The organism is Caballeronia sp. EK (assembly GCF_014384845.1).
In the GTDB taxonomy this organism is placed as follows: domain Bacteria; phylum Pseudomonadota; class Gammaproteobacteria; order Burkholderiales; family Burkholderiaceae; genus Caballeronia; species Caballeronia jiangsuensis.
In genome coordinates, this window is the sequence record NZ_JACSUE010000005.1 from 475,027 (window position 1) to 495,225 (window position 20,199).

Annotated in this window: 17 protein-coding genes and 1 tRNA gene; 12 read left to right on the forward strand and 6 right to left on the reverse strand. The window is 64.2% G+C overall.

Features of this window, described 5'->3' with window-relative positions; genetic code table 11:
- Positions 1 to 142 precede the first annotated feature (142 nt).
- From tolQ to IAG25_RS17800, 9 genes are all read left to right on the forward strand, one after another.
- Positions 143 to 820 (forward strand): protein TolQ, encoded by a 678-nt coding sequence (gene tolQ, locus IAG25_RS17760; RefSeq protein WP_061121284.1) that lies wholly within the window; start codon positions 143 to 145, stop codon positions 818 to 820.
- A 14-nt stretch (positions 821 to 834) separates the two neighbouring features.
- Positions 835 to 1,278: a protein TolR gene (tolR, locus tag IAG25_RS17765; protein WP_035500719.1), complete on the forward strand. Its 444-nt coding sequence runs from the start codon at positions 835 to 837 to the stop codon at positions 1,276 to 1,278.
- Positions 1,275 to 2,369, forward strand: a complete 1,095-nt coding sequence (gene tolA / locus IAG25_RS17770; RefSeq protein ID WP_187606015.1) for a cell envelope integrity protein TolA — start codon at positions 1,275 to 1,277, stop codon at positions 2,367 to 2,369. Before tolR ends, tolA begins: the two co-directional genes overlap by 4 nt.
- Positions 2,370 to 2,489: 120 nt before the next feature.
- Entirely contained in the window at positions 2,490 to 3,782 is a 1,293-nt protein-coding gene (tolB, locus tag IAG25_RS17775; RefSeq protein ID WP_187606016.1) for a Tol-Pal system beta propeller repeat protein TolB, read from the forward strand.
- A 55-nt stretch (positions 3,783 to 3,837) separates the two neighbouring features.
- Entirely contained in the window at positions 3,838 to 4,344 is a 507-nt protein-coding gene (gene pal, locus IAG25_RS17780) for a peptidoglycan-associated lipoprotein Pal (protein WP_035500712.1), read from the forward strand.
- 36 nt (positions 4,345 to 4,380) lie between these two features.
- Positions 4,381 to 5,130 (forward strand): tol-pal system protein YbgF, encoded by a 750-nt coding sequence (ybgF, locus tag IAG25_RS17785; protein ID WP_187606017.1) that lies wholly within the window; start codon positions 4,381 to 4,383, stop codon positions 5,128 to 5,130.
- A 144-nt stretch (positions 5,131 to 5,274) separates the two neighbouring features.
- A tRNA-Lys gene (locus IAG25_RS17790) sits at positions 5,275 to 5,350 on the forward strand.
- Positions 5,351 to 5,497: 147 nt separating this feature from the next.
- Entirely contained in the window at positions 5,498 to 6,583 is a 1,086-nt protein-coding gene (locus IAG25_RS17795) for a helix-turn-helix transcriptional regulator (protein WP_187606018.1), read from the forward strand.
- Positions 6,580 to 7,404, forward strand: a complete 825-nt coding sequence (locus IAG25_RS17800) for an SIR2 family NAD-dependent protein deacylase (protein ID WP_255503772.1) — start codon at positions 6,580 to 6,582, stop codon at positions 7,402 to 7,404. The genes IAG25_RS17795 and IAG25_RS17800 overlap by 4 nt, the downstream gene beginning before the upstream one ends.
- Here IAG25_RS17800 and IAG25_RS17805 read toward each other — a convergent pair.
- Together IAG25_RS17805 and IAG25_RS17810 are read right to left on the reverse strand one after the other, a co-directional pair.
- Positions 7,392 to 10,850, reverse strand: a complete 3,459-nt coding sequence (locus tag IAG25_RS17805) for an ATP-binding protein (protein WP_187606019.1) — start codon at positions 10,848 to 10,850, stop codon at positions 7,392 to 7,394. The genes IAG25_RS17800 and IAG25_RS17805 overlap by 13 nt on opposite strands.
- A 3-nt stretch (positions 10,851 to 10,853) precedes the next feature.
- Positions 10,854 to 12,110 carry a metallophosphoesterase family protein gene (locus tag IAG25_RS17810; protein ID WP_187606020.1) on the reverse strand — a complete coding sequence of 419 codons (1,257 nt, stop codon included), beginning with the start codon at positions 12,108 to 12,110 and terminating at the stop codon, positions 10,854 to 10,856.
- 166 nt (positions 12,111 to 12,276) lie between these two features.
- On the opposite strand from IAG25_RS17810, the gene IAG25_RS17815 reads away from it, so the two are divergent.
- A complete protein-coding gene (locus tag IAG25_RS17815) occupies positions 12,277 to 12,531 on the forward strand; it encodes a hypothetical protein (protein ID WP_035500939.1) in 255 nt (84 codons plus the stop codon).
- Here the strand turns inward: IAG25_RS17815 and rsmA are convergent.
- The 4 genes from rsmA to IAG25_RS17835 form a co-directional block, all read right to left on the reverse strand.
- Positions 12,513 to 13,337: a 16S rRNA (adenine(1518)-N(6)/adenine(1519)-N(6))-dimethyltransferase RsmA gene (gene rsmA / locus IAG25_RS17820; RefSeq protein ID WP_187606021.1), complete on the reverse strand. Its 825-nt coding sequence runs from the start codon at positions 13,335 to 13,337 to the stop codon at positions 12,513 to 12,515. The two genes, IAG25_RS17815 and rsmA, sit on opposite strands and share 19 nt — an antisense overlap.
- A gap of 34 nt (positions 13,338 to 13,371) precedes the next feature.
- Positions 13,372 to 14,355: a 4-hydroxythreonine-4-phosphate dehydrogenase PdxA gene (pdxA, locus tag IAG25_RS17825; RefSeq protein WP_187606022.1), complete on the reverse strand. Its 984-nt coding sequence runs from the start codon at positions 14,353 to 14,355 to the stop codon at positions 13,372 to 13,374.
- Between the two features lie 4 nt (positions 14,356 to 14,359).
- Positions 14,360 to 15,703 carry a peptidylprolyl isomerase gene (locus IAG25_RS17830; RefSeq protein ID WP_187606139.1) on the reverse strand — a complete coding sequence of 448 codons (1,344 nt, stop codon included), beginning with the start codon at positions 15,701 to 15,703 and terminating at the stop codon, positions 14,360 to 14,362.
- Positions 15,704 to 15,841: 138 nt separating this feature from the next.
- Positions 15,842 to 18,232, reverse strand: a complete 2,391-nt coding sequence (locus IAG25_RS17835) for an LPS-assembly protein LptD (RefSeq protein WP_187606023.1) — start codon at positions 18,230 to 18,232, stop codon at positions 15,842 to 15,844.
- 227 nt (positions 18,233 to 18,459) lie between these two features.
- Between IAG25_RS17835 and IAG25_RS17840 the strand changes: the two genes are divergently transcribed.
- Together IAG25_RS17840 and murU are read left to right on the forward strand one after the other, a co-directional pair.
- Positions 18,460 to 19,485 carry an aminoglycoside phosphotransferase family protein gene (locus IAG25_RS17840; RefSeq protein ID WP_187606024.1) on the forward strand — a complete coding sequence of 342 codons (1,026 nt, stop codon included), beginning with the start codon at positions 18,460 to 18,462 and terminating at the stop codon, positions 19,483 to 19,485.
- A 7-nt stretch (positions 19,486 to 19,492) separates the two neighbouring features.
- Positions 19,493 to 20,194: an N-acetylmuramate alpha-1-phosphate uridylyltransferase MurU gene (gene murU / locus IAG25_RS17845; RefSeq protein WP_187606025.1), complete on the forward strand. Its 702-nt coding sequence runs from the start codon at positions 19,493 to 19,495 to the stop codon at positions 20,192 to 20,194.
- The last annotated feature ends 5 nt before the right edge of the window (positions 20,195 to 20,199 follow it).

Sequence of the window (20,199 nt, forward strand, 5' to 3'; positions counted from 1 at the left end):
AGCGAACCAGGGCATCGGTAACAGAGGAAGCACTAACGAGCATGAGCCGGTCAAGGCGCGGCTTTCGTTTGATTCACATCCCTTTCACGAAAGCATGATGCTTTGAGCGGACGCCCCTTGCGGGACGTAACAGCGGACCTTTATGAACAATACACAAGACCTGTCGATCATTTCTCTCGTCATTCACGCGAGCCTGCTCGCGCAGGCGGTGATGGCGCTGCTGCTGTTGCTGTCGCTGCTGTCGTGGACCTTCATCTTTCGCAAGTGGTTCGCGATTCGTCGCGCGCGGGCGCAAACCGAGCGTTTCGAGCGCGATTTCTGGTCGGGCGGCGACCTGCAGGCGCTTTATCAGAGCGCGGCGAATAATCGCCACACCATCGGTGCGCTGGAGCGTATCTTCGAATCCGGCATGCGCGAATTTCTGAAGGGCAAGGAGCGCCGCATCACCGATCCGGGCGCGATCCTCGACGGCTCCCGCCGCGCGATGCGCGCCGCGTTTCAGCGCGAAATGGACGTGCTCGAGGCGAATCTCGCGTTTCTCGCGTCGGTCGGCTCGGTGAGTCCGTATATCGGTCTGTTCGGCACCGTCTGGGGCATCATGAATTCGTTCCGCGGACTCGCCAACGTGCAGCAGGCGACGCTCGCGAATGTGGCGCCGGGCATTGCCGAGGCGCTCGTCGCGACCGCGATCGGCCTCTTCGCCGCGATTCCGGCGGTGGTCGCATACAACCGTTACGCGCACGATATCGACCGTCTGGCGATCCGCTTCGAAACCTTCATCGAAGAGTTCTCGAACATTCTGCAGCGTCAGGCGCACTAAGCAAGGAGTCCGCGATGGCAGGCCCCATTCGTTCCAGCATGCGCGGCAGCTCGCGCCGCGCGATGTCCGATATCAACGTCGTGCCGTATATCGACGTGATGCTCGTGCTGCTCGTCATCTTCATGGTGACGGCGCCGCTCGTTTCGCCGTCCATCATCAATTTGCCGACAGTCGGCAATGCGCAGCCGCAGGAGCAGCAGCCGCCGCTCGTCATCAACATCAAGGCGGACGGCAGCATGAACGTCCGCTACAAGGAAGAAGGCGGCGCGACGCAGGAGCAGAAGATGTCGAAGGAAGAGCTGAACACCTTCGTGCTCAATCGTCAGGAATCGCATCCGGATCAGCCCGTCGTGATCGCGGCGGACAAGACCGTGAAGTATGAAGTCGTGATGAACGTGATGTCCGATATGAAGGCGCGCGGCGTGAAGCGCGTCGGATTGCTCGTCAAATCGCAATGACCCTTTTGCACAGGCAGACACGCGCATCGTCCGCGCGACCGATTCGCCCGCCGCGCGAGCGCGGCACGGGCAAGGCGTTCGCGCTCGCGGCGTTGATGCACCTGCTGCTCGGCTGGCTGCTGTACCACGGCATCAACTGGCAGAACAACACGCCCGCGGGCTCGGAAGCCGAAATCTGGACCGAGATTCCGGACACCTCCGCGCCGACGCCCCGCCCCGCTCCGCCACCGCCCACGCCGGTGAAGGTGCAGCCCGCGCCGCCGCCTGCGAAGGACGAGGACGCGGATATCGCGTTGCAGGAGAAAAAGCGCAAGCAGCAGGAAGCGGCCGCGCGTGAAGCGCAGCTCGCGGAGCAGCGTCGTCAGCAGGAGCAGGCGCGTCAGGAAGCGGAAGAGAAGCGCCAGCAGCAACTCGCCGCCGCGGCCGCTACCCAGAAGGCCATGCAGGACAAGCAGAAGCAGATCGAGCAGCAGCGTCAGGCCGAACTGCAGAAGCAGCAGCAACAGAAGGCGCAGCAGGACAAGCAGCGTCAACAACAGCAGGCCGAAGCGCAGAAGCAGGAACAGCTCAAGGATCAGAAGGAACAGCAGGAAGCCAAGGCGAAGGCCGATGCACAAGCCAAGGCCAAGGCTGAAGCCGACGCGAAGGCGAAGGCGGCTGCGCAGGCGAAAGCCAAGGCCGATGCGGAAGCGAAGGCCAAGGTCGATGCCGAGCGCAAGGCGCGTCTCGCGCAACTGCAAGGTCAGTTGGGCGGGGGAACTGCGGGCAGCGGCGAAGGCCTCGCGAAGAGCGGCACGGGCAAGGGCGCGGGCGGCAATGCGACCTCGCCGGGATACGCCGAGAAGGTGCAGCGCCGCGTGCGGCCGAATATCGTGTGGGCGGGCGAAACAGCCGGGCTCGAGACTGTCGTGTCGGTGCGTTGCTCGCCGACGGGCACGCTGCTGTCGGCGACCATCACCCGCTCCAGCGGCAACGAGCAGTGGGATCAGGCGGCCTTGCGCGCAGTGCAGCGCTCGGATCCGATGCCGGTGGATATCGACGGCAAGGCTCCCGACCGTTTCACGATTACGCTGCGTCCCGCAGGAGGCTGATCGTGCTTGAAAAGCCGCACTGCAAGCCGGCATTCAGCAGCGGGAACGAATTGTGCGAGCGCGGGTCTGTTCTGCAGTCCGCGGACACTTGAAAACGCTTTTATCTGGAACCTATACAGCATGAGTTTGATGACGAAGCTTGGCCTGAAAACGCTGGTCGCGTCCTGCCTGATCGCAGCCGGCACCGCCGCACACGCCCAGTTGAACGTACTCGTGACCGGCGTCGGTTCGACCCAGTTTCCGATCGCGACAGCCAATTTCGCCAACGAAGCGAGTTCTCCGCAGCAGGTCAGCGCGATCATTCGCCAGGATCTGCAGAGAAGCGGCAAGTTCACGAATATCGACGCGGGCAGCACGCCGGTGTCGGAGACCGATTCGGTCGATCTCGGCGCCTGGAAGGCAAAAGGCGCGGACGCGTTCGTGTCGGGCAGCGTGAACAAGCTGCCGAACGGCCAGTACGAAGTGCGCTTCCGCCTCTACGACACCGTCAAGCAGCAGAATCTCGGCGGCCTGTCGCTCGTCAGCGCCGAAAGCGGCCTGCGCATGAGCGCGCACAAGATCGCTGACTACATTTACGCGAAGCTGCTCGGCGGCCGCGGCGTATTCGCCACGCGTCTGTCCTATGTCATTCAGACGGGCGGCCGCTATCAATTGCAGATTTCGGATTCGGACGGACAGGACGCGAAGATCGCCCTGTCCAGCCCGGAGCCGATCATCTCGCCGGCGTGGTCGCCGGACGGCACGAAGGTCGCATATGTGTCGTTCGAAAAGAAGAAGCCGGTGGTGTACATCCACGATTTGCCGACGGGACGTCGCGTGGTCGTGTCGAATCAGAAGGGCAACAACAGTGCCCCGGCGTGGTCGCCCGATGGCCGCAAGCTCGCGGTCGCGCTCTCGCGCACCGGCAACACGCAGATTTTCGAAGTCAACGCAGACGGCTCCGGCCTGCGCCGTCTGACGCAAGGCAGTTCCATCGACACCGAGCCGTACTACTCTCCTGATGGCAACTCGATTTATTTCACGAGCGATCGCGGCGGCCAACCGCAGATCTACAAGATGCCGGCGGGGGGTGAAAGCGCCGGCGCGGCCCAGCGGGTCACGTTTGCAGGCGCGTACAACACGAGCCCGCGCGTGAGTCCGGACGGCAAGCAACTCGCGTACATTTCGCGCACTGGCGGCGGCTTCAAGCTGTATCTGCAGGACCTCGCGTCCGGCACGGCGACGGGGCTGACCGACACGACGCATGACGAATCGCCGAGCTTCGCGGCGAATGGTCAGTACATCCTCTACGCCACCCAAGTGAACGGACGTGGCGTGTTGGCAGCCGTTTCGACCGACGGTCGTACGCGGCAAGTCTTGTCCGTACAGGGCGGTGTGGTGCGCGAGCCGTCCTGGGGTCCGTTCATGCAATAAGTCCAGCAATAACGTTTCACAAACAACGTTCAGCTACAACACAAGGAGAGGTACCATGATGTCGAAACTTCGTATCGGCCTGGCAGTTGCGATGGTCGGCGCATTGGCGGCGTGTCACTCGGGCGTGAAGCTCGACGAAGGCCAGAACAAGGGTGCAGTCGGCACGCAGCCGAACCCGACGGACGTGAAGCAGGTCAACATCGACCCGCTGAACGATCCGAACAGCCCGCTCGCCAAGCGCAGCATTTTCTTCGACTTCGACAGCTACGCCGTGAAGGACGACTATCAGCCGCTGCTGCAACAACACTCGTCGTACCTGAAGAGCCATCCGGAGCGTCACGTCCTGATCCAGGGCAACACCGACGAGCGCGGCACGAGCGAGTACAACCTGGCGCTCGGCCAGAAGCGTGCGGAAGCCGTGCGTCGCGCGATGTCGCTGATGGGCGTCGCCGATACGCAGATGGAAGCCGTGAGCCTCGGCAAGGAAAAGCCGACGGCGACGGGTCACGACGAATCGTCGTGGGCACAGAACCGCCGTGCGGACCTCGTGTACCAGCAGTAATCAACTTAACGTAACCAGTCACGGGTGAGTCGCCCTATGTTGTCTCGCTTTCCCTTGCTGCGCCTGGCCGCAGCCGCGTGCGTACTCGGTTCAACGATGCTGAGCGTGCCCGCGCACGCCGGCGTCTTCGACGACACCGAAGCGCGTAAAGCCGTGCTCGATCTGCGCACGAAAACTGATAGCCTGTCCAGTCAGTTGCAAGCGGCCCAGCGCACGATCCTCGATCAATCGAACCGTATCGACCAGCTCAATCAGCAGGTCGCCACGCTTCGCGGCCAGAACGAGGATCTGGCCAATCAGGTCGGAACGCTGCAGAAGCAGCAGAAGGACTATTACGCCGATCTCGACGCGCGCTTGAAAAAGTTTGAGCCGCAGCAAGAGACTGTCGACGGCGTGACCGGTTCAGTGCAGCCCGGCGAGACGGAAGCGTTCAACGCAGCGTCGACTCAATTCCGTAACGGTGACTACAAAAATGCCGCGGCGTCGTTCAAGGCGTTCGTGGCGAAGTATCCGCAGAGCCCGTATCAGCCGACGGCGCGGTACTGGCTCGGCAATGCGCTCTACGCGCAGCGCGACTACAAGGGATCGACGGCGATCTGGCAAGACCTGGTGAAGAGTTATCCGACGCATCCGCGAGCGCCCGAGGCGTTGCTCGCAATCGCGAACAACCAGATCGAGCAAGGTCAGAAGGCGGCTGCCAAGCAGACGCTTCAGCAGATCATCTCGCAGTACGCCGGTACGGAAGTCGCGCAGACCGCGCAGAGCAAGATGTCGCAGGTGAAGTAAGCGAAGCGTCATCGTTTCGCGCCTCTCGAGGAGAATGCCCGCGGGCAATGAAGCCGCGGGCGTTTTTCTTTCGAGAATCAGGCTGTTCTTCGACGAACCGGGTTGACGGTTCTCGGAATTTGAGATTATAATTTTGCCTCTTCCGGGTCGTTAGCTCAGCTGGTAGAGCAGCGGACTTTTAATCCGTTGGTCACAGGTTCGAATCCCGTACGGCCTACCAAAGAATCAGGCAGAAAGCCCAGTCATTGCGACTGGGCTTTTTGTTTTTGTGCCTTTGCTTCACGAGGGTTCATGCCTCGTTCATCGAGACACGAAATGTCTCAACCCTTCCTATAATCGGAGTCATTCCCGCCTATCCCCGCGCGCTATGACCTCCAGCCTCGACGAAGCCATCCTCCGCGTGTTGCCCACCGAACGGGACGCAACCGCCTGGCTCTCGACGCCCGAAATCCGCAGGCGTCTCGAAGAGCGCGGCCATCGCGTCGGCTATACGAAGAAGGTGCAGCGTCATCTGACCGCGCTCGAAGCCGATGCGCGCGTCGTGTCGATGCTCAACGGCCGCGAGTTGCTCTGGCAGCGCAAGCCGTGGCTGCACGGCCTGCAGGAAGGCGTCAGCGGCCTGATGAGCGCGTCGGAAGCGGTGGCGTTTCACATCCTTCAGCGCTTCGCGGGCAACAAGCTGCCCAACGCCGTGACGCGCGATATCGATCCGCTCTTCAAAGCGGCCGAATCGCGGCTGTCGCAGGAAAAGGCGGACAGCCGTATCTATCGCGCGTGGGCGGACAAGATCGATTCCGTCGACGGCTCGTTCACGCTGATCCGTCCGAAGCTGCGTCCGGAGATCTTTCAGACTGTCGCGACCGCCACTTTCTTCGAGCGCGAATTGCTCGTGCAGTATCGCCCCGCATACAAGGCGGAGCAAAAGTCCGAACAAGGCAACGATCCGAAGACGAAAACACTCTGGCCGCTCGCGCTCGTCGAATCGGCCGGCGTGATGTACATGGTCGCGCAGGATCCGAGTCGCGCGCCGCGTCCGGAGAAAGGCGAGACGGAATGGATGCGCACGCTATACCGGCTCGATCGCATTCGCTCGGTGACGGAGTCCGGCGAATCCTTCACGTACCCCGAAGATTTCAAGCTGCGCAAGTACATCGAAACGCAGCAGGTCTTCGACTTCTTGCCCGAGCCGCCCGTGCTGCTCGAACTCGCTTTCGAAGGCAATGCGGGCAATCAGTTGCGCGAATCGCCGATGTCGAAGGATCAGCAGATCGACGCCCTTCCCGATGGCCGCATGAAAGTCACGGGCACGGTCACGCCGAGTCTCAAGCTGCGCTGGTGGCTGCGCGCGCTGGGCGCGGGCGTCGAGATTCTCGCGCCGCAAGGTCTGCGCGATGAATTCGCGGACGACTATCGCAAGCTCGCGAGCCGCTATGGTCAGGGAGACGCGCAATGAACGACGCCGCGTTTTTCGAGCAGGCGGCCGAATGGATTCGTCATGCCGACGGTCTGCTGATCACCGCCGGCGCAGGCATGGGCGTCGATTCCGGACTGCCGGATTATCGCGGTCCCGAAGGCTTCTGGCGCGCCTATCCGGCGTTGCGGCATCACGGATTTTCGTTCGAGGAGATGGCCAATCCCGAAGGCTTCGTTCGACATCCGCGGCTCGCGTGGGGCTTCTACGGGCATCGGCTCGCGCTGTATCGCGCGACCGCGCCGCATGACGGCTTTCACGTGCTGAAGCGCTGGGCCGCGCGCATGTCGCAGGGCGCGTTCGTCTTCACGAGCAACGTCGATGGCCAGTTCCAGCGCGCGGGCTTTGCGCCCGAGCGCATTGCCGAGTGTCACGGCGCGATCGACTCGCTGCAATGCATCGACGCCTGCACGAACGAAATCTGGTCCGCCGACAGCTTCGATCCGATCGTCGACGAGACGCGCTGCGAGCTCGTCAACGCGATGCCGCGCTGTCCGCATTGCCACGCGCTCGCGCGTCCGAACATCCTCATGTTCGGCGACTGGAACTGGATCGACACGCATTCGGCGCGGCAGGAGCAGAGGCTGGCCGCGTGGCTGCATGACGTGGAAAACCTCGTGATCGTCGAACTCGGCGCAGGCCGCGCGCTGCCGACGGTCCGGCGCTTCAGCGAGCGCAACGGGCCGCGCGTCATCCGCATCAATCCGCGCGAGCACGCGATTGCGCCGGGCTCGGGCGTGGGCATCGCCGGTGGCGCACGCGAGACGCTGATGCGCCTCGACCGCATGCTTCAGCCCATGTAACGCACGTTGACCTGCGGCCCGAACACGTCGCGCACGATATCGACCAGATGATCGTGGTGGCTCAGAAAAATCACCTGCGTGCGTTTCGCGATCTGCGCGAGCACGCGCAGCCCGGCGCGCGCGCGGCCATCGTCGAAATTGATGAAGAGATCGTCGGCGACGAACGGCAGCGCCGACGCCTTCTCACCGTGTTCTTCCAGCGCCGCCAGCCGCAGCGCGAGATACAACTGATCGCGCGTGCCCTCGCTCATTCCTGCGATATCGACATGTTCGCCGCTCGCACGAACCGCCGACAGCGCCATCGGCTGCCGGTCGTAATCGACGACGAGCCGCGAAAAGGTGTCGAGCGTGAGCGCCGAAAATATCGCGCTCGCGCGTGAGAGCATCGGGCCCTGCCGACGCTCGCGATAACGGTCGATCGCCCACTTGAGCAGCGTCGATGCGGTCTCGACTTTCACGAAGCGCTCGGCGGCATCGGCCATTGCGGCTAGCGCTTCCTGGCGCTTCGCTTCGGCGCGCGCGGCATTCGCTTCGCCCGAAATGGCGTCGAGTTCGCGACGCGCGGCATCGAACGCGGTCGTGGTCTCGTTCGCGATTCGCACCGACTCGGACAGCGCCGCCCCGATGCGCGAAAGCTCGGCCGGCACGTTCGGCATGTCGGCGCCCTCCACTTCCGCGACGAGCTCGTCGAGCGACAGACCATCGCCGCCCTTGATGAGCGCGGCGCGCGCGTCGTCCACCGCCGCGATCAGCGCGCGCTTTTTCTGCGATTGCGCGATCAGCGCCTGGAGCACGTCCGGCGTATCGACGCCGGCCAGATCATAGAGCGGACGCAGTGTCTCCTTCGCCTGTTCGACGTCGGCACGCGTCTGGTTCACCTGCTCGCTCGCCGACGCATGCGCCTTCGTCAACCGCTCCCGCTCGGCATGCGCCGCGGATGCGCGATCGAGACGCGCTGACAGTTCCGTCGCGATTGTCTTCGCGCCTTGCGTCGCGAGCGATTCATCGAGTTCGCGCGCGAGTTGCGACGCATCGGCGTCGAGTGCGGCGAGCGCCGCGCGCATCGCGTCGATCTGGCCGGTGCGCGTGGTTTCGATCTGCGTCAATTGCTCGCCGATCTTCTTCACGATATCGATGGCCGCTTCGGCTGCGGCCAGCGAATCCGACGCGTACGCAAGGCCCGCCTTCGCGATGGCCGCCGACCACTCGCGCTGCCAGCGCGCGTACGATTCGCGGGCCGCTTTCGCGACGCCCTGCCGCGCGATTTGTTCAACCCGAGCTTCATCGAGTTGCGCGGCGACATTGCGGCGCGTCACCGTGGCTTCGTCGATGGCCGCGATATGCGCCTCGGCCATGTCGCACAGCATGCCGAGAGCGGCGTGCGCGTCGGTGGGCGCGCCCGCCTCGGAAAGATGTCGCGCGAGCAAGTCGCGGCGCGTATCGGCATCGGCGGATTCGCGCGCGAGTTCCTCGGTGCGCGCGTCGAGCGTCTGCGCCGCGAGCAGCGCCTTGTCGCGCGCGGCGATCCACGACGGCGCATCGTCGAGCGGCATGTCCGCGATCTGCGATTGCGCGGCGAGCGCGCGCCACGCGTCGTCGAATGTCGCCAGCGCCGCTTCGGCTTCGCGCACGCTTTCCTCGCGCCGCGCGAGCGTCGATGCCTCGCTAGCTACACGCCGTTTCAGCGCCGCGAGCTGCGTCGCGTGACCGACCGATCCAAGCTGACGATCGGCGAGGTCGTCGGCCGCGTGCATCGTGCTTTCGAAGCCGGACGCGCCTTCATCGAGCGCGATATCGCCGGACCGGATCGCGGTCCACGCCGCATCGCGCGACGCGCGTGCGGCATGAACCTGATCGCCCGTCACGACATCGTGCGCTTCGACGAGCGCATCCAGTTCGCTGCGCGTCGCGTGAAGCGTGTCCTGCGCTTCCTTCGCGCGATCCGTGGCGAGGGTCAGTCGGGACGCGAGTTCCTGACGCTGCGTGCGCAACGCGGCAATGCGCTCGGCCGCCGGCAGCGTCATCGACTTCAATTCGGCGATCGGGCGCGACCATCGGCCAAGCGAGGCGATGCCCGCGTCGAGCGTCTGCTGCGCGTCGCGCGTCGCGTCTTCGAGGCGCTCTTTCGCCGCGTCCGAATCGCGATACTTTTGCGCGGCACGCAACGCGGCACGCAGACCCGGCGGCACATCGCCGCCCGCGATCGCCGCGAACTTCGCTTTCAGCGTGTCGATCTGCGCGGCGCATTCGTCGGCGGCCTGATCCGCGTTGCGCGCGGCGAGTTCGAGTTCGCCGCGTTCGAGCATCAGGCTCGTGACCGTCTGGAGCGCGAGCGCGCCGGGCATCGTACGGCGCACGCCCGCTTCATCGCCCGGCCATCCGAGTTGCGCGCCGTCCTGCGCGATCTGGCGCAGACGCATCGCGACTTCCTGTTCGAGCCGGGCAATATCGGTCGCGTGATGCGTGCAGCGCTGCTGCGTGGCGTCGAGCGCACGAATGCGCGCCTGTGCGGCGAGCAGCGCGTGATCGATGTGAATCGCGCTCAGTTCGGCGTGCAATTGCCCGGCCGCTTTCGCGTGCACGTCGAGCGCGCCTTGCGCCGTCGCGAGCCGCGTGAGCGCGTTTTGCAAGGTCGCCTCGGCGTTCGCGGGCAAATCGACGACTTCGCCCAGTTCGCGCAACTCCGCCGCCTTCTCGCGCCACACGTTCAGAAATGGCGCGACGCGCCGCACACGTTCCAGCTTGCCGCGCTGCGCTTCGAGTGCCGCGCGATGTGCGTCCTGTTCGCGGCGCTTTTCTTCCGCCTCTTCGACGGCGACATGCGCGCGCGTCCACTTCGCGGTTCGCACGCTGGCGAGCTTCAGTTCGTCGGTGGCTTCGTCGTATTGCTTCCGGCTGATGTTGTACGCGCAGCCCGACTTGCGCTTCGCCCACAGGCTGTCGGCTTCGTCCGCGAGACGCTGGCGCACGTCGCCGAGACTCGCGATGCCTGCCGCCGATTGAAACAGCACCTGCCCGACATCGCTCGACGCATCGAGAATGCTTTGACCGCCGCGAATCAGCGCCGTGTGATCGAGGCAGTACATCTGCTCGAAGAAGCTCTTGTCGGCCGCGCCGAGAAACGTCGCGAGCGCGTCGGCGGGAAGCGCGTCGCCGTTCGGCGCACTGAGCGACGATTTACGGCTCTTCGTGCGATGAAACGCGAAAGCTTCATCGCCCGCTTCGATCGACGCGCCGAGCCGCAAGTCGCTCTGCGGATGCACGAACGCGAGCGGTGAGCTGTGCGGCATGCCGAAGAGCAGCTCGGAAATCGCGTTCTTGATGGTCGATTTGCCAGCCTCGTTCGGACCGACGACGAAGTGAAAGTCATGTTCCGCCGCCGGAAACTCGACGGCGTGATCGGTGAACTTGCCGTAGCGAATGAGTTCGAGCTTGCCGATGCGCATCGCTTACTCCGCGTCCGCCAGTTGCGCGATCAGGCCGGAACGCACTTCGCCGACGAGCTTCGCGAGCTCGCCGTTACGCACGTATTCGAGCTCGGGCACGGACTTCTGCAATTCGCTCGGAGCCTGCGATGCCAGCGCGATGAGTCTATCTTTCAGCATGCTCAAAAACTCCGGGTCGGACTCGGCTTCGATCAGCAGACCGTGAAGATCGGCGAGCGCATCGGTGCGGCCCGTCGACGGTTCGCTGTGCGCGAGCGGCTCGGTCGCGATCTTCACTTTTTCGAGCCACAGACGGTCGTGGCTGATCGCTGCGATCTGCGCGAGCACTTCGGCGCGCAGCTGCGTCTCCAGTCCGAACAGTTCGCCGTGCGCGCCGGTTGCGCCGGTGATCGTCACGCGCACCGCGTGCGGCACGGACGACGCCGCCGCTTCGACGAGCGCCTCAAGTGCGCGTCCGACCGCGAGCGCGACTTCATCGAGCGTGCTCGCCGACGATGCATCCACCGTGACCGCTTCCCAGCGCAGCACGTCGATGAAAAGCCGCTCGACGCTCACCTCTTCCGTGTCCGACACCGTGACGAGCACCGCGCCGCGCCGACCAGTCTCGCGGATGTTGCGTCCTTGCAGATTGCCCGGAAACACGATGGTCGATGCATCCTGCCAGATCGCGTAATCGTGGACATGGCCGAGCGCCCAGTAGTGATATTCCTTCGCGTGTAATTCAGCGACGGAGCACGGCGCGTAACTCGCGTGCATCGAGCCGCCTTCGAGCGCGGTATGCAGCACGCCGATGTTGAAGTACCCCGCGACAGGAGCCGGATACGCGGTGACGAGATTCGTCGTGACCGCCTTTTCCTTGAAGCTATGACCGTGCAGCGCGACCTTCAGATTGTCGATGCAAAAGGTCTGCGGCTTTCTCGTCGAGAACGTGTGGACGTTGTCGGGTAATTGAAGCTGGCTCGTCATTTCGCTTTCGGCATCGTGATTGCCGAACAGCACGTAGACAGGAACGCCCGCGCGTCGCAGGCGGCCCATTTCGCGGCAGAAGAAGATGCCCGTGTTGTGATCGCGCCAGGTGCCGTCGTACAGATCGCCGGCGATCACCATGAAGTCGACCTGTTCATCGACCGCCACCGACACGAGCTTCGAGAACGCCTCGCGCGTGGCGTTGCGCAGCATGTCGGCGGGTGCGTCCGTGTAGGCGGAAAGGCCGTGCAGCGGGCTATCGAGGTGAATATCCGCGGCGTGAATGAAGCGCATGCTGTCTCCGTCAAAGGATGTCTTTCTGCCCGGACGATGGGACGACGATCATAGCAGCCGATCCGGACACATCGCGTCCCGATCGAAGTTGCGCATCCGGGACGCCGAATGTCCCGCGCCGCTCGCAGAATCGGCCATTCGGATTCAACGCGACACGAGGATAACGATGAACGAAACACTCGAGCGGCACGCCACGATCACGAGCCCTTACACGCCCAGGAATGTCGATGCCGCGATCGTGCATCTGGAGCGCGTGCTGTCGGCGGAAGGCGCGAATTCGCTGTTCGGCCAGACCTACTGGCGCACGCGCGTGCAGCAGGTGAGCGCGACGCGCGGCCTGCAACACGGGCAGCGCGCGCGACTGGAACGGCTGATGAAATTGCTGTCGGATGTGGGCTGCGTTCAGGCCTTCGAGCGCTGAACCGTCTGCGCCAGCGTGACGAATTCCGCCACCGGCACTTCTTCGGCGCGGCGCGTGAGATCGAAACCGAGCGCGTCGAAATCGATCGTGTCGCGATACGCGCCCAGGTTGTTGCGCAACACCTTGCGACGTTGCGCGAACGCGGCCTTCACGACATCGCTCAATACGGCTTCATCCACTTCGGGCAACTCGTGCGGCGCGAACGGAATCATGCGCACGATCGCGGAATTCACCTTCGGCGGCGGATTGAACGACTCGGGCGGCACGTCGATGAGCTTGTCCATCACGTAACGGTATTGCAGCATCACCGAGAGACGTCCGTAGTCCTTGCTCGCGGGTTCGGCGATCATGCGATCGACCACTTCGTCCTGCAGCATGAAGTGCTGGTCGATCACCTTGTGCGCGAACGCCGTCAGGTGAAACAGCAGCGGACTGGAAATGTTGTACGGCAGATTGCCGACGATGCGCAGCGTCGGCTTGTCGTTGTCCTCGCCTTCGAGCGCGAGCGACGCGAAATCGAAATCGAGCGCATCGGCGGAATGCACGACGAGCCTGTCGCCGAAACGCTTTTCCAGACGGCCGATCAGATCGCGGTCCAGTTCGACGGCGTGCAGCGGCGACTCGGGCGTGGCCAGCCGCTCGATCAGCGGCTCCGTGAGCGCCGCGAGTCCCGGCCCGATCTCCACCATGCGCTCGCCCCGCTTCGGCGCGATTACATCGACGATGGAATCGATCACGCCCTGATCGACGAGGAAGTTTTGCCCGAAGCGCTTGCGCGCGAAATGGCCTTGATGTTTGGTCGACATACTCGTTTGAATGAAGCGGCCGCGCGGCGCGAAATCACGCCGCGCGTTTGTGACGCGCCATGGTGACGGCGGCGTCGATCGCGGCGATCATGCTGCCCGGATCGGCGCGGCCCGTGCCGGCGAGATCGAGCGCGGTGCCGTGATCCACCGACGTGCGGATGATCGGCAAGCCGAGCGTTACGTTGATGCCCTCGCCGAACGTCGCGTATTTCAGCACCGGCAAGCCCTGGTCGTGGAACATCGCGAGCACGCAATCGGCGTCTTTCAGATAGCGCGGCTGGAACAGCGTGTCGGCGGGATACGGCCCGGGCGCGTCGATGCCGAGCGCACGCGCGCGTTCGAGCGCGGGCGTGATGACGTCGATTTCCTCGCGACCCAGATAACCGTTCTCGCCCGCATGCGGATTGAGACCGGTGACGAGAATACGCGGCGCGCGCAAGCCGAAATGCGCGCGCAGATCGTGATCGATGATGGCGAGCGTTTCGACGAGGCCGTCGATGCTGAGCGCCGCGGACACATCCTTCAGCGGCAAATGCGTGGTCGCGAGCGCAACGCGCAACGGACGCTCGCTCGATCCCGCCAGCATCATCACGACGCGCGGCGTGTTCGTGCGCTCGGCGAGGTATTCGGTATGGCCGGTGAAGGGAACGCCGGCATCGTTGATCGTGCTCTTTTGCAGCGGCGCGGTGACGATGGCGTCGAAACGGCCGGAGACAGCGCCGTCGATCGCGGCATCGAGCAGACTCAGCACGTAGCGCCCGTTTGCCGCATTCAGCTTGCCGGGTTCGGCGGGCACGGCGAGCGCGTGATGCTCGATTTCGACCGTGCCGTGCGCCTCGGGCCAGCCCGCGCCGGCGCGCGCTTGGAGCAGCGCGCGATCGCCGAGCACCGTGAAGTGCACCGACGGCCAGCGCTCGCGCGCCTGCCTGAGCGCCGCCGCCGTCAGTTCCGGGCCGACGCCGGCCGGCTCGCCAGTCGTGATGGCGATGGCCAGCGGCCGGGCGTCGGCGGTGCTCATGCTGTTACTGCGGCAGGGCAGCGATGCCCTTGTACTGCACGTACGCGGTGTCGCGCAGTTCGCGCAGCCAGTCGGAATACGCCTGCTCGGCCTTGCGCTGGCCGATCGCCTGACGCGCGATGTCGAGCTGCTGCGACGCCGATCCTTCCGCTTCGCGACGGCCGAGCACCTGAATCAGGTGATAGCCGTACTCGCTTCGCACCGGATCGCTGACGGCGCCGTCCTGGAGATTGTTCATCGCGCGCTCGAACTCGGGCACGGTCTCGCCCGGGCTGATCCAGCCGAGATCGCCGCCCTGCGATGCCGAACCGTCCTGCGAATAGGTACGCGCGAAATTGGCGAAATCGCCGCCCGACGCGACTTGCTGCTTGATGTCGAGCAGTTTCTGGCGCGCGGCCTGTTCGGACATGCCGTCCGACACGCGCAGCAGGATGTGGCGCACGTGCGTCTGCACGAGCTTGGGCGCGTCGGCGGCGGTGCCCTGACTCGCGCGGCGGTCCACCAGCTTGATAATTTCGAAACCGCCGTCGGTGCGCAAAAGCGTGGGGACGACCTGGCCCGGACGCAACGTCGACACGGCATTCACGATGCCCGCCGGCAACGTGCCGGGCGTGCGGAAACCGAGATCGCCGCCCTTGCTGGCGTCGGTGTCCTGCGAGTTCTGCTTGGCGAGCTTCGCGAAATCCTCGCCGCCTTGCGCCTGCTTGAGCACGGCGTCGGCCTGAGCCTGCACCTTCGCAACTTCGCCCTGAGGCGCGTCCGACGGGAGCTTGAACATGATGTGCTGAAGACGCAGATCGCTCGTATTGCGCGCGCCCGGACCGCGCTGGCTGGCGATGTAGTTCGCCACTTCGCCGTCGGACACGGTGATCTTGCTGTCGACTTCCTTCTCGCGCAGCTTCGAAAGCGTGAGTTCCGTGCGTGCGTCGCGCGTGAAGGTGGACCAGGGCACGCCCTGCGCCTCGATGCGCGAGCGGTACACGTCGAGCGTCATCTGGTTTTGCTGCGCGAGACGCGCGAGCGTACGGTTGACCGTGGCATCGTCGATGGCGATGCCGTCTTCCTTCGCCTTCTGAAGCTGAATGCGCTCGAGCACCATCTGATCGAGCACTTGCCGCTGCATCTGGTCCGCGGGCGGCACGGGCGCGTTCTGCTGCTGGAGACGCTTGACGATGAGCGTCGTGCGGTCTTGCAGCTCGCGCTGCGTGATGACGCCGTCGTTCACCACCGCGACGACTGAATCGGCGACCTGCGCATTGCGATTCGACAACGCCTGCGCACCGGCCGGCGAACTCAGGATCAGCGCGCCAGCGAGCACGCCCGCTGCGATTGCCGTCGATCGAAACATATTCACGTTTGCCACAGATACTCCATCAAATACGGGCTTCACCCGTTCGTGTCCTGCTTGAATGTGCTGCACTGCGCGGCTCCTGGCCGCTCTTCACCGCCTGACGTTGGATGCCGCACGCGGCCGCCCGTTCCGGCCTTACTCGTAATCGCTGTACCGGGAGAGCGGCGGCGCCGCTGGCGGCGGCGGCTGATAACCCTGGACGCTCGCGCGGAACGCGCTGACGAGACCGTTGTCGACGTTCGACAAGCCCTTGAACGTCAATTGCGCGAGCACGCGCGTGCCGGACGAAGGCTGGCCCTGCGTGTTCACGCCGTTGGCGTAACGCTGCATGCCGAAGCCCAACGCCCAGCAGTCGGCATCGTACTGGAAGCCCAGGAGCCCGTCGACGAGACGATGGCTCGCGAGATCGTAATTTACGCGGCCGACGGCATAGAGTCGATTCGTGAGCGGCCACTCGGCCGACAGCAGGATCTGGTTGATCGGCTCGTTCACCAGCGTGGTCTGGTTCGAACGCGTGTAGCGGTAGCCGATGTTGATCACCTTGCGTTCCGCCGGACTGAACGCAAAACCGACGCTCGAGCGCACGAGCTGGTTGTTGTCCACATTATATTGGAACGCGGTTTCCGAGGCGAAACCAGCGCCCAGCTTGATGGCCGCGCCCGCGATCAGGTCCGAGTGCTTTGCCTGTTCGGGCAACTGGCCCGGCGTGATCGTGACGCGCTGACTCTGGAAATAATACTGCTGCGCGATGACGAAACGCGCGCGCTCATCGCCCGTCGCCGGATTGATGAAGCGCGTCGTCAGGCCTGCCGTGATGCGGTTCGCGTCCGCGATGCGGTCGTTGCCGACGAATGTGTTCGGCGTGTAGATCTCGGCGAGGCCGAAGTCGGCTTCGGCGGTATCGAAAATCGGCGCGAAGTCCTGATTGTGATACGGCGTGTAGACGTAGTAGAGCCGCGGCTCCAGCGTCTGGATGTAATCCTGGCCGAAGAGCCGCACCGAGCGGTCGAACACGAGGCCCGTGTCGAAGCTGACGGTCGGAATCGACTCGGTGAAATTCTTCGGCTGCCCCGTCACCGGCGGCGACGAGCCCGCCACCTGGGTCGTCGCGATATGGCTCAGGTCGTACGACGCGAAGTGCCATTGCACCTTCGGCGTGACGAAGTAACCCGGCGCGTTGATCCCGTAACTCAGATACGGGTTGAAGTACAGGCGGTTGCCGTCGGTGGCGCCGTCGGTCGTGATCGTGAAGCGGGTCGCGTCCAGTTCCGCGCCGTAGTCGAAGCCGCCGACGTTGTACTTGCTGTACTGAACGTTCACCTGCGGCTCGCGCGCGTAGGGCGGAACCGACGGCTGCAGCGTCTGCCAGCGCTGTTCGCGCGCGATCACCGACCACGGGCCGTTGTTGTACGTGAGCCCTGCTTCCTGCTGATACAGCAACTGCGTGCCGTTCAGGAACTGATTCGACGCGTTGCCCAGGTCTTCCGGATATTGATCGTCCGAAACCTTGTTGTAATTGACATAGCCGCCGAAGCCATTGCCGAAGTTCTGGCGATGCTGCCAGAAGATCGCATAGCGATTCGTGTGCGTCTGGCGGTCGTCCGGCAGATAGTCGCCGGTGAACGACCCGGAATACGTAGGCGACAGATACCGGTACGTCGCCTCTCCGAGTACGCCGCGCCGCGTCATGATGCGCGGCGTGACGGTCAGATCGCGATTCGGCGCGATATTGAAATAGTACGGGATCGTCGCTTCAAAGCCGGTCGTCGAGCTGAGCGAGAAGGTCGGCGGCAACAGGCCGCTGCGACGATCGCTCGTGAGCGGAAACGACAGCCACGGGCTGCCGAAAACCGGCACGCCCTGGAAGAACAGCACGCCGTTATGCGCGACGCCCTCTTCGGCGCCGGTGTCGAAATCGAACGAGGTGCCCTTGATGTACCACGCCGGATCGGATTCGCACTGACAGGCGGTATACGTGCCGTGATCGATGCGCGCGCGCTCGTCGTCGATCATGTCGGCGCGCTCGGCGCTGCCCGAGCCGCCCGTCACGTTGAAATGGTACTTCGGGTTCGTCATGAACCCTTCGTTGGCCTCGACCTTCAGATGCGCTTCCGGACCGATGAACGACACGCCGTTGTTGATCAGCCTGACATTGCCGAAAGCATCGGCCATGTCCGTATCCTGGTCGTAATGCAGCGCGTCGCCCTTGATAACCGTCACCGTGCGCCGGATCTCCGCCGATCCCTTCGCCGCCATGTCTTCGTCGGTGGTACCCGTCGCCTTGTCGCTCAGGAGGAACGTCGAAGGCTGCTGGCCGTTCTGCAGCGGACGCTCTTCGAGTTGCGGCGCGAGGCGCAGACTGCCGGGGCCGTCGAGCGGCTGAGGATACGCGGCGTCGCCCGAGAGCTGGGCGTGCGCGAGAGCCGGCATCAGGCCCGGAACGGATAGAAGCGCGACGACGAGCCGCCGCCTGCGTGGCTGAGCGTCGCCTTGGATTTTCGATACGGGAAACTGTCGTGGCGGCATGTATGGGTGGCGGTTCGATCCCGTTCGCGTCCCACGCGCCGATGCCGCCGGGCAGGCGGCCGCGCCCTTTCCGCAGTCACGAACTTGACGGTCCGTTGCTAAGCAGGGACGACACTCGATCGAACGGTGACGCTCACAGTCGTCGGGGGCCTGGCGCCAGGCGTGAAACGGATCGCTTAAAAAAGTCGTGGGGTATTATATGGCAAGATGTTTGGCCCCTCGAATTTATGACGCATATTCCTTCCGACGCCCGCCTGAATCAGCTCCGCTCATGGCTTGAAAATTTCGCCGGACGCTACCGGCTGAATGTCGCCAGTCTCGCCCCCGCTTCCGCCGATGCAAGCTTCCGTCGCTATTTCCGGCTGGAGAGCGATTCGGAGCATGGCAAGACGCTCATCGCCGTCGATGCGCCGCCGCCCGAGAAATGCCGCGAGTTCGTGCAGGTCGCCGGGCTGCTCGAAGCGGCGAACGTGCACGTGCCGAAAATCCTCGAAGCCGATTTCGACGCCGGCTTCATGCTCGTGACGGATCTCGGCACCACGACTTACATTTCCGTTCTCGACGAAAAAAACGCGCGTCCGATGATGCGCGCCGCGATCGACGCGCTGATCCGCTTCCAGCAAACCGCGCGCGAAGGCGTGCTGCCGCCTTTCGACGAGGCGTTCCTGCGCCGCGAGATGGAGTTGATGCCCGAGTGGTTCATCGGCCGCCATCTGGGCCGCGAAGTCACCGCCGACGAACGCAAGACCCTCGACCACACCTTCACGCTGCTCGTCCAGAGCGCTCTCGCTCAGCCGCAGACCTTCATGCTGCGCGATTTCATGCCGCGCAATCTGATGGTGTGCGAGCCGAATCCGGGCGTGCTGGACTTTCAGGACGCGGTGTACGGGCCGATCACCTACGACATGGCGTCGTTGATGCGCGACGCCTTCGTCAGCTTGGAAGAAGCCTTTCAGCTCGATTGCGTCGCCTATTACTGGGAACGCGCGAAGAAGGCCGGACTTCCCGTCGACGCGGATTTCGGCGAGTTCTACCGTCAGCTCGAATGGATGGGCCTGCAGCGGCACATCAAGGTGCTCGGGCTGTTCGCGCGCATTCGTTATCGCGACGGCAAGCCGCAATATCTCGCCGATCTGCCGCGCTTCATCGGCTATGCGCGCAAGGTCGCCGAGCGCTACGCGCCGCTGTGGCCGTTCGCGCGTCTGCTCGATTCGCTGGAAGGCCGCGCGATCGAAGTCGGTTACACCTTTTGAGTTCACGATGACGCACGCTTTGAAAACGGCGATGATCTTCGCCGCCGGCCGTGGCGAACGCATGCGCCCGCTCACCGATACGTGTCCGAAACCGTTGCTCGAAGTTGCCGGCAAATCGCTCATCGTGTGGCAGATCGAGCGCCTTGCGGCAGCGGGCGTCGGGACGATCGTCATCAATCATGCGTGGCTCGGCGAGCAGATCGAGGCCGCGCTTGGGCGTGGTTCGCGCTGGGGCGTCGAGCTGCGGTATTCGCCCGAGACCGAGGCGCTGGAGACGGCGGGCGGCATCGCACAGGCGCGGCATCTGATCGGGGACGGCGTGTTTATCGCGGTCAGCGGCGACGTGTTCTGCGATTTCGATTATTCGACCTTGCGCGACCACGCCGAAGCACTGAGGGCGCGCGCGGAACCCGGCATGCATCTCGTGATGGTGCCGAATCCGCCGTTTCACCCCAAAGGCGATTTCGCCTTGCGCGACGGCGTGCTCGCACTCGAAGGCGAGCACCGTTACACCTTCGGCAACATCGGCCTGTATGACACGCGCATGTTCCGCGATCTCGCGCCCGGAACGCGCCGCGCGCTGACGCCGTACTACCGCGAAACGATCGCGGCCGGGCGCGCGAGCGGCGAACGCTACGAAGGCCGCTGGGAAAACGTCGGCACGCCCGCGCAACTTCGCGCACTCAACGACGAACTGCGAACCCGCTGAACGAC